The organism is Bradyrhizobium jicamae (genome assembly GCF_001440395.1).
Classification (GTDB): domain Bacteria; phylum Pseudomonadota; class Alphaproteobacteria; order Rhizobiales; family Xanthobacteraceae; genus Bradyrhizobium; species Bradyrhizobium jicamae.
The window spans coordinates 20,629-27,824 of sequence record NZ_LLXZ01000218.1 but is presented as its reverse complement, the minus strand read 5'-3'; the positions used below and the strand labels follow the sequence as shown (position 1 = coordinate 27,824).

Annotated in this window: 9 protein-coding genes; 3 read left to right on the top strand and 6 right to left on the bottom strand. The window is 64.1% G+C overall.

Annotated features, from left to right (window positions below; translation table 11 throughout):
* Nucleotides 1-50 precede the first annotated feature (50 nt).
* The 3 genes from CQ12_RS38360 to CQ12_RS38350 all read right to left on the bottom strand — a co-directional run bounded on the left by CQ12_RS38360 (nucleotide 51) and on the right by CQ12_RS38350 (nucleotide 2,391).
* The gene (locus tag CQ12_RS38360; RefSeq protein ID WP_057840478.1) at nucleotides 51-1,013 is read right to left on the bottom strand and encodes an acetyl-CoA carboxylase carboxyltransferase subunit alpha; all 963 of its coding nucleotides are present in this window, start codon (nucleotides 1,011-1,013) and stop codon (nucleotides 51-53) included.
* 198 nt (nucleotides 1,014-1,211) lie between these two features.
* Nucleotides 1,212-2,174, bottom strand: coding sequence for a site-specific tyrosine recombinase XerD (xerD, locus tag CQ12_RS38355; RefSeq protein WP_057840413.1), 963 nt, complete (start codon nucleotides 2,172-2,174; stop codon nucleotides 1,212-1,214).
* Between the two features lie 70 nt (nucleotides 2,175-2,244).
* Complete coding sequence (locus CQ12_RS38350) at nucleotides 2,245-2,391, bottom strand: hypothetical protein (protein ID WP_057840412.1); 147 nt, start codon at nucleotides 2,389-2,391, stop codon at nucleotides 2,245-2,247.
* A gap of 143 nt (nucleotides 2,392-2,534) precedes the next feature.
* On the opposite strand from CQ12_RS38350, the gene CQ12_RS38345 reads away from it, so the two are divergent.
* The 3 genes from CQ12_RS38345 (at nucleotide 2,535) to CQ12_RS38335 (ending at nucleotide 5,726) form a co-directional block, all read left to right on the top strand.
* A complete protein-coding gene (locus CQ12_RS38345) occupies nucleotides 2,535-3,167 on the top strand; it encodes a shikimate kinase (RefSeq protein WP_057840411.1) in 633 nt (210 codons plus the stop codon).
* Nucleotides 3,164-4,306, top strand: coding sequence for a 3-dehydroquinate synthase (gene aroB, locus CQ12_RS38340; protein ID WP_057840410.1), 1,143 nt, complete (start codon nucleotides 3,164-3,166; stop codon nucleotides 4,304-4,306). Before CQ12_RS38345 ends, aroB begins: the two co-directional genes overlap by 4 nt.
* A gap of 67 nt (nucleotides 4,307-4,373) precedes the next feature.
* Entirely contained in the window at nucleotides 4,374-5,726 is a 1,353-nt protein-coding gene (locus CQ12_RS38335) for a hemolysin family protein (RefSeq protein WP_057840409.1), read from the top strand.
* A 13-nt stretch (nucleotides 5,727-5,739) separates the two neighbouring features.
* On the opposite strand, the gene CQ12_RS38330 is transcribed toward CQ12_RS38335, so the two are convergent.
* From CQ12_RS38330 to CQ12_RS38320, 3 genes are all read right to left on the bottom strand, one after another.
* Complete coding sequence (locus CQ12_RS38330; RefSeq protein ID WP_245310334.1) at nucleotides 5,740-6,147, bottom strand: hypothetical protein; 408 nt, start codon at nucleotides 6,145-6,147, stop codon at nucleotides 5,740-5,742.
* 185 nt (nucleotides 6,148-6,332) lie between these two features.
* Entirely contained in the window at nucleotides 6,333-6,848 is a 516-nt protein-coding gene (locus CQ12_RS38325) for a P-loop nucleotide/nucleoside kinase family protein (protein ID WP_057840407.1), read from the bottom strand.
* A 34-nt stretch (nucleotides 6,849-6,882) separates the two neighbouring features.
* Nucleotides 6,883-7,158 (bottom strand): BolA family protein, encoded by a 276-nt coding sequence (locus CQ12_RS38320; RefSeq protein ID WP_057840406.1) that lies wholly within the window; start codon nucleotides 7,156-7,158, stop codon nucleotides 6,883-6,885.
* Between the last annotated feature and the right edge of the window lie 38 nt (nucleotides 7,159-7,196).

The following is a 7,196-nucleotide window of genomic DNA, read 5'->3' as shown; positions in this document are numbered from 1 at the left end:
GATTGTGGCGGGCAGGCCGGGCGACCGCATCAGACGCGTGCGCGAAGCAATCAGCCGAGCTTGCGGCCGATATCGAGAAATTTCTGCCGCCGCTGCCGGCGGATGCCGTCCGCGTCGAGGTTGCGCAGCTCGTTGAAGGCTTCGGCGATGGCATCGCCGGTAGCTGAAATCATGGCGGCGGAATCGCGATGGGCGCCGCCGGAAGGTTCTTTCAGGATCTGGTCGATCACGCCGAAGCGCAGCATGTCCTGCGCGGTGATCTTCATGTTGGTCGCGACTTCCTGGGCCTTGGTGCCGTCGCGCCACAGGATCGAGGACGCCGCTTCCGGCGAGATCACGCTGTAGATCGCGTGCTCAAACATCATCACCTTGTTCGCGGTGGTAATGGCAATCGCGCCGCCCGACATGCCTTCGCCGGTGATGATCGCGACATTGGGGACGCCGAGCGAGAGGCAGGTGTCGGTCGAGCGCGCGATCGCTTCCGCCACGCCGCGTTCCTCGGCGCCGATGCCGGGATAGGCGCCGGCGGAATCCGCGAGCGACAGCACGGGGATGCCGAAACGGTCCGCCATCTCCATCAGCCGCACCGCCTTGCGATAGCCTTCGGGGCGGGCCATGCCGAAATTATGCTTGATGCGGCTGTCGGTGGTGGCGCCCTTTTCCTGGCCGATCACGCAGATGCTCTCGCCGCGGAAACGGCCGAAGCCGCCCATCAGCGCCTCGTCATCGGCGAATTTGCGGTCGCCGGCGAGCGGGGTGAATTCGGTAATCAGCGCATTGACGAAGTCGGTGAAGTGCGGACGCTGCGGATGGCGCGCCACCAGCGTCTTCTGCCAGGGCGTCAAATTGTCATAGAGGTCGGTGAGCGCCTGCTGCGCCTTGTCCTCGATGCGCGAAATCTCGTCGCCGATGTCGCTGCCGGACGCCGCGAGCGCGCGCAATTCGTCGACCTTGGCTTCAAGTTCGGCGACGGGTTTTTCGAAGTCGAGATAGCTGCGCATCTGATCCGGCATCAAAGCAATATAGGTAACAACGTGCATTGTGGCGAAGCGGTTTCGGTCCGCTCCAGGAAAGCACGCATCTTCAATGATTTAGCGCGCATCTCGGTCCGGTGACCCGGCTTTCCGAAGCGCGCCAAACAAGGCCGCGGGCGGGAGACGGCTGTTTCGGGGGAGACGGCGCGGAAGTCAAGGCATGGGTTGGGGCGAAGGTTACTTCTCCGCTAGCGGATGCAGGTCGCGCACCAGGCTTTTCAGCCGTTCCTCGACCACATGGGTATAGATCTGCGTGGTGGAGATGTCGGTATGGCCGAGCAGCGTCTGCACGATGCGCAGGTCCGCGCCGTTATGCAGCAGATGGCTGGCAAAGGCGTGGCGCAGCACGTGCGGCGAGACCAGCCGCGGCGCGAGGCCCGAGGCCGCCGCCAGTTCCTTCAGGTCGCGGGCAAAATGCTGCCGCGTCAGGTGGCCGCTCTCGCCGAAGGAGGGAAACAGCCATTTCGACGGGCTGGCGCTTTTCTTCTTCTCTGGCTTGAGCGCTTCCATCGCGGCGAGATAATCGGCCATCGCCTGCCGGGAGGCTTCGTTGAGCGGCACCAGCCGTTCCTTGTTGCCCTTGCCGCGCACGACGATCATGCGGGCATCGCGCCGCGAGGCCGACAGCGGCAGCGCCACCAGTTCCGAGACGCGCAGGCCCGTGGCGTAGAGCACCTCCAGAAGGCAATACAGCCGCAGCGCGCGCAGCCGCTGTTGCGGCGAGGCGTTCGCGGCCCCGGTCAGTTCCTTAGCCCGCGTCAGCATGCGGTCGACATCCGCGATCGACAGCACCTTCGGCAGCCCCCGGCCGCGTTTCGGGCCGGACAGGATCGCCGCTGGATCTTCACTGCGGATCCGCTCATTCAGGAGGAAGCGGAACAAATGCCGCATCGCCGACAGCCGCCGCGCCACGCTGGAGGATTTGAAGCCTCTGACGTCGAGGTCGGCGAGGTAGTCGCGCAGCACATCCGTCCCGGCGCCGGAAAAGCTCTCGCCGGCGCGGGTCAGAAACTCCGAGAGATCGGTGAGGTCGCGGCGATAGGCGTCGAGCGTGTTGTCGCCCGCGCCCTGTTCCGCCGCGAGCATGTCGAGGAACAGGTTGATCAGTGTCTCGTCTTTGGCCGTCTTGCTGGAGCGCATTGCCCGGACATCCCCCGTCGATGGAGATGCCTCTCCTCGAATTGGTCTCTCACCAATCAGACGATAGCGGCTATTTCTTGAGGAACTTGTCTGGGGGAATCGTGACCGTCATTTCCCGGGGTTTTGGGGTGACGAAGTTCGCCAGCGCAAAAATGGCGCCATAGATCACCCCGGCGATTACGCCGACGACCGTCAGAAAGCGGAACAAACTGGGCATAGGGGGCTCAGGGCGGCGAATTAACCAATGAAATCATCCATCATGTTCCTATCCCCGTGGCAAGAGTCTCTGGCAACGGCCTCGATGGGGGTAGTATAGGTGGCGCAGCGCGGGTCAAATCCCGCCAAAGAGCAGGGTTTTTGATGTCCGAGACCGCCGCACCGGCACAGGTGAGCCCGACCCAGGAGGCCGACATCACGTCGGCGCTGGGAAGGCGTTCGATCGTGCTGGTCGGCATGATGGGCGCCGGCAAGTCGACCATCGGCCGCCGGCTGGCGGTGCGGCTGCAACTGCCCTTTACCGATGCCGACACCGAGATCGAGACGGCGCACCGGATGACGATCCCGGAAATCTTCCAAAACTATGGCGAGCCTTATTTTCGGGATGGCGAAGCCCGGGTGATCGCGCGGATCCTCGAGGGCCGTCCCGTGGTGCTTGCCACCGGCGGCGGCGCCTTCATGCGCGAGGAGACCCGTAATCGCATCCGCGACAGGGCGGTCTCGATCTGGCTGAAAGCGGACGTCGACATCATCATGAAGCGCGTCAAGCGCCGCGCCGACCGGCCGCTGTTGCAGACCGAGGACCCGGTCGCGACCGTCAGCCGCCTGCTCGAAGCGCGCGAGCCGGTCTATCAGACCGCCGATCTGACCATCTTGTCGCGCGACGTGCCGCACGATCGTATCGTCGACGAATGTATCGATGCCCTGCGCGCCCGGCTGTGCGTGGGCAGCCCTTCTGCCCAGCCGACAACCGACGGGATCAACGTCACGCCATGACTGCGCCACTGAAACATTCCGCCGATATCACGGTCGACGTTGCCCTCGGCGACCGCGCCTATGACATCGTCATCGGCCGCGGCGTGCTGGAAACGCTCGGCGCGCGCGTCGCCGCGTTGCGCCCCGGCGTGCGTACCGCCATCGTCACCGACCGCACCGTGGCAAAGCATTGGCTGGAGCCGACCGAGCGCTCGCTCGCCGGGGCCGGCATTCCGACCTCGCGCATCATCGTCGAGGAAGGCGAGATATCGAAAACCTATGCCGGTCTCGAAAAGGTCTCGGAAGCGCTGATCGCAGCGAAGATCGAGCGCAACGACCTGGTGATTGCGCTCGGCGGCGGCGTAGTCGGCGATCTCGCCGGCTTCGCGGCGGCGATCCTGCGCCGCGGTGTCGACTTCGTGCAGGCGCCGACCTCGCTATTAGCGCAGGTGGACTCCTCGGTCGGCGGCAAGACCGGCATCAATTCGCCCCAAGGCAAGAATTTGCTCGGCGCGTTTCATCAGCCGCTGCTGGTGATCGCGGATACTTCCGTGCTCGACACGCTGTCGCCGCGCCAGTTTCGCGCCGGCTATGCCGAGGTCGCCAAATACGGCGTGCTCGGCGATGAGGCCTTTTTCGCCTGGCTCGATGCCAACCACGCCGACATCTTCTCCGGCGGCGCGGCGCGCGAGCACGCGATCGCAACCTCCTGCCGTGCCAAGGCCGCGATTGTCTGCCGCGACGAGCGCGAAAATGGCGAACGCGCGCTGCTCAATCTCGGCCACACGTTCGGCCACGCGCTGGAGGCTGCGACCGGCTTTTCCGATCGCCTGTTCCATGGCGAGGGCGTTGCCATCGGCATGGTGCTGGCGGCGGAGTTTTCCGCTCAACTCGGCATGATCTCGGCGGCGGACGCCGCCCGCGTCGAGCGCCACCTTGCTTCCGTCGGCCTGCCGACCCATTTGCAGGACATCGCGGGCTTTACGCAGGAAGGGCTGGCAGATGCCGACGCCCTGATGGCGCTGATGGCGCAGGACAAGAAGGTCAAGCGCGGCAAGCTGACTTTCATCTTGCTGCAGGCGATCGGCCGCGCGGTGGTCGCAAACGACGTCGAGCCGGCGCTGGTGCGCGATTTCCTGCAACAGAAGTTGTCGGGATGAGAACGGGATTGCCGGGGCGCAGCGTCGGGCAAGCGTCGCGCGTGGCCGGGGCCGTCACGAGGCATATATGAGTTCGACCGCGTCCAATCTGCTGCTCGCGATCCTCTTGCTCGCCGCCAATGCGTTTTACGTGGCCGCGGAGTTTGCGCTGGTCAAGAGCCGCGGGTTTCGCATCAAGGCGATGGTCGAGCAGGACCGCTTCGGCGCGCGCCTGCTGCACGGCATGATGGGCAACATCGAGGCCTATCTCGCCTGCTGCCAGCTCGGCATCACCATGGCCTCGCTCGGCCTCGGCTGGGTCGGCGAACCCACGGTTGCGGCGCTGCTGGAGCCGCTGCTGGTCCCGCTCGGCATGTCGGAGCGCACCCTGCACTTCGTGTCGTTCCTGGCCGGCTTTCTGATATTTTCCTCGCTGCATATCGTCATCGGCGAGCAGGTGCCGAAGACGTTTGCGATCAGGCAGCCGATGCCGGTCTCGCAATGGATCGCCTATCCGCTGCATCTGTCCTACCTGGTTTTCTGGCCGCTGAACTGGCTGCTCAACAGCGCCTCGCGCGGGATCCTGCGCATGTTCGGCGTGCAGGAATCCTCGCAGCACGAAATCCTCACCGATTCCGAGATCGAGGGGCTGGTGGAGGAATCCGCCGTCCATGGCGGAATCGAGAGCGGCGAGGCCGAATACATTCACAATGTCTTCCGCTTCGGCGACCTCGCCGTATCAGACGTCATGGTCCACCGCACCGCCATGATGATGATCAACGCCGACCTGCCGCCCGAAGACCTGGTGCGCGAGGTGCTGGCGACCGAGTACACCCGCATTCCGCTGTGGCGCGACAAGCCCGAAAACATCATCGGCGTGCTGCACGCCAAGGATCTCCTGCGCGCGATCCGCGCTTCCGAAGGCGATATGTCGCGCATCAACGTATCCGCGATCATGCTGCCGCCCTGGTTCGTGCCGGAGATGCGGCCTCTGTCCGAACAGTTGAAGGCGTTCCGCCGCCGCAAGACCCACTTCGCGCTCGTCGTCGACGAGTACGGCGAAGTCGAAGGCATGGTGACGCTCGAAGACATCCTGGAAGAGATCGTCGGCGATATTTCCGATGAGCACGATGTCGTGGTCGCGGGCGTTCGCGTCCAGGCCGACGGCTCCGTCGTGGTGGATGGCTCGGTGCCGATCCGCGATCTCAACCGCGCCATGAACTGGCATCTGCCCGACGAGGAGGCGACCACGGTGGCGGGCCTCGTGATCCACGAAGCGCGCTCGATCCCCGAGCGCGGCCAGAATTTCACCTTCCATGGCTGCCGTTTCCGCGTGCTGCGCCGGGAGCGCAACCGCATCACCGCGCTGAAGATCACGCCGCTGCCGCGCGAAGCCGAGGGGGAAGATCCGAAACCGAAGCGGGCAGGGACGGCGTTCTGACGGCCTGTGCCGGCTATTCGATATCGATCGCGACGCCAGAGAGTTTCCACTGGCCGTCGGAGGGAATGAAGCCGAGCTGGTACTTCACTTTCTTGGGCGTGGTGTCGAAGCGTCCCTTGAGGCGCAGCACGCCCTTGTCGTCGATCTTGGCGTCGTCCTCCGGGATGACCGGGCTGGCGACGATGGCGTCGAACACGGCGTGCTTCTCGACCAGGTCCTTGAACACGGCCCGCAGCTTGTCGGGTGGAAACTGATCGCGGAACGGTTTTGAAATCTTGGCGTGCAGCACCGTGAAATTATCCGACGCCACGGCATCGTTGAGCGTCAACAGAATGCTCTTGACCAGCACTTCCTGGACGAAGGGGCTCGGCATATCCAACGCCTGCGCCCGCACGGAAGAGGCCGCAATCGTCAGCGCCATGGCGGCGGCCCATCTGAAGCGTGCCCAACATCGCATCGGACGACCCCATCGAGCTGCGATGGCATCAGGGTCAGGCCGACCCTGCGTCCGAACGGAACTTGATGCATCGCCTCAGTGATTGTCTCACGTTTACGAGAACCGTTCTACCGTCTCCGCCGATCTTCACAGGAAGCTGGTTGATAGCCTCACGTCAGATAGCCGATCGCTTCGGCGAGCAACCGCTCGGGCGGGTGCGCCGACGTATCCAGCGTCAGCCTCGAATCGGTCCAGGCTTCATATTCCGCGCGCCGTTTCTCGACCCGTTCCCAAGTGATCTCCGCCATGCCCTCGATGCCGCGCACGCGCGCTTCGATCCGCCGACGATGCGTCGCCTGGTCGATGCAGACGCATTCGATGATCTTCAAATCCGCGCGATATTTTGTGCCGAGATTGCGCCACGCCGCGCGCGGCGCCTCGACCGGATTGACCGCGTCGATCACGACGGATTGCCCTAGTCGAAGATGCTCCTCGGCCAAGGCTTGCGCGACCGCGTAGGCTGCGATTCCCGTATGATCCCGGGACAGGCCGCCGCGCCACATCGCGGCCTCGATCGGATCGACTGAAAACAGCGGCAGCGAAAAATGCCGTGAAAGCGCTTCCGCCAGCGTGCTCTTCCCGGAACCGGGAAGGCCGGCCAAAACAATGAGCCTCTGCGACGTCATCGGATGCTCATCTTCTTGCGCCGGGTTTGCCGGATTACCGTCCGGCTTCTTCCGGCGTCTGCGCCTTGATCGCCAATGCGTGAACGGATCCCCTGAGTTCCGCCTCAAGCGTCGCATTTACCATGCGGTGGCGCTCAATCCGGCTCTTCCCTTCGAAGGCCGGAGACACGATATACACTCTGAAGTGCGTCTCGCCGCCCGGCCTGTGGCCGGCATGGCCCTCATGCAGATGAGATTCGTCCGCGACGTCGAGGCTTTCCGGCAAGAAAGCTTCACGCAACTTGTTTATGATAATGTCCCTGGTGCTCATGATGGCGGCAGATAATTCTGTGTCTGCTTTTCGTCAAT

Bases quoted from the DNA above. Each gene is read 5' to 3' on its own strand.
- CQ12_RS38345 (WP_057840411.1), top strand. From the start codon at position 2,535: ATGTCCGAGACCGCCGCACCGGCACAGGTGAGCCCGACCCAGGAGGCC.
- CQ12_RS38330 (WP_245310334.1), bottom strand. From the start codon at position 6,147: ATGGCGCTGACGATTGCGGCCTCTTCCGTGCGGGCGCAGGCGTTGGAT.
- CQ12_RS38320 (WP_057840406.1), bottom strand. From the start codon at position 7,158: ATGAGCACCAGGGACATTATCATAAACAAGTTGCGTGAAGCTTTCTTG.
- CQ12_RS38350 (WP_057840412.1), bottom strand. From the start codon at position 2,391: ATGCCCAGTTTGTTCCGCTTTCTGACGGTCGTCGGCGTAATCGCCGGG.
- aroB (WP_057840410.1), top strand. From the start codon at position 3,164: ATGACTGCGCCACTGAAACATTCCGCCGATATCACGGTCGACGTTGCC.
- xerD (WP_057840413.1), bottom strand. From the start codon at position 2,174: ATGCGCTCCAGCAAGACGGCCAAAGACGAGACACTGATCAACCTGTTC.
- CQ12_RS38335 (WP_057840409.1), top strand. From the start codon at position 4,374: ATGAGTTCGACCGCGTCCAATCTGCTGCTCGCGATCCTCTTGCTCGCC.
- CQ12_RS38325 (WP_057840407.1), bottom strand. From the start codon at position 6,848: ATGACGTCGCAGAGGCTCATTGTTTTGGCCGGCCTTCCCGGTTCCGGG.
- CQ12_RS38360 (WP_057840478.1), bottom strand. From the start codon at position 1,013: ATGCCGGATCAGATGCGCAGCTATCTCGACTTCGAAAAACCCGTCGCC.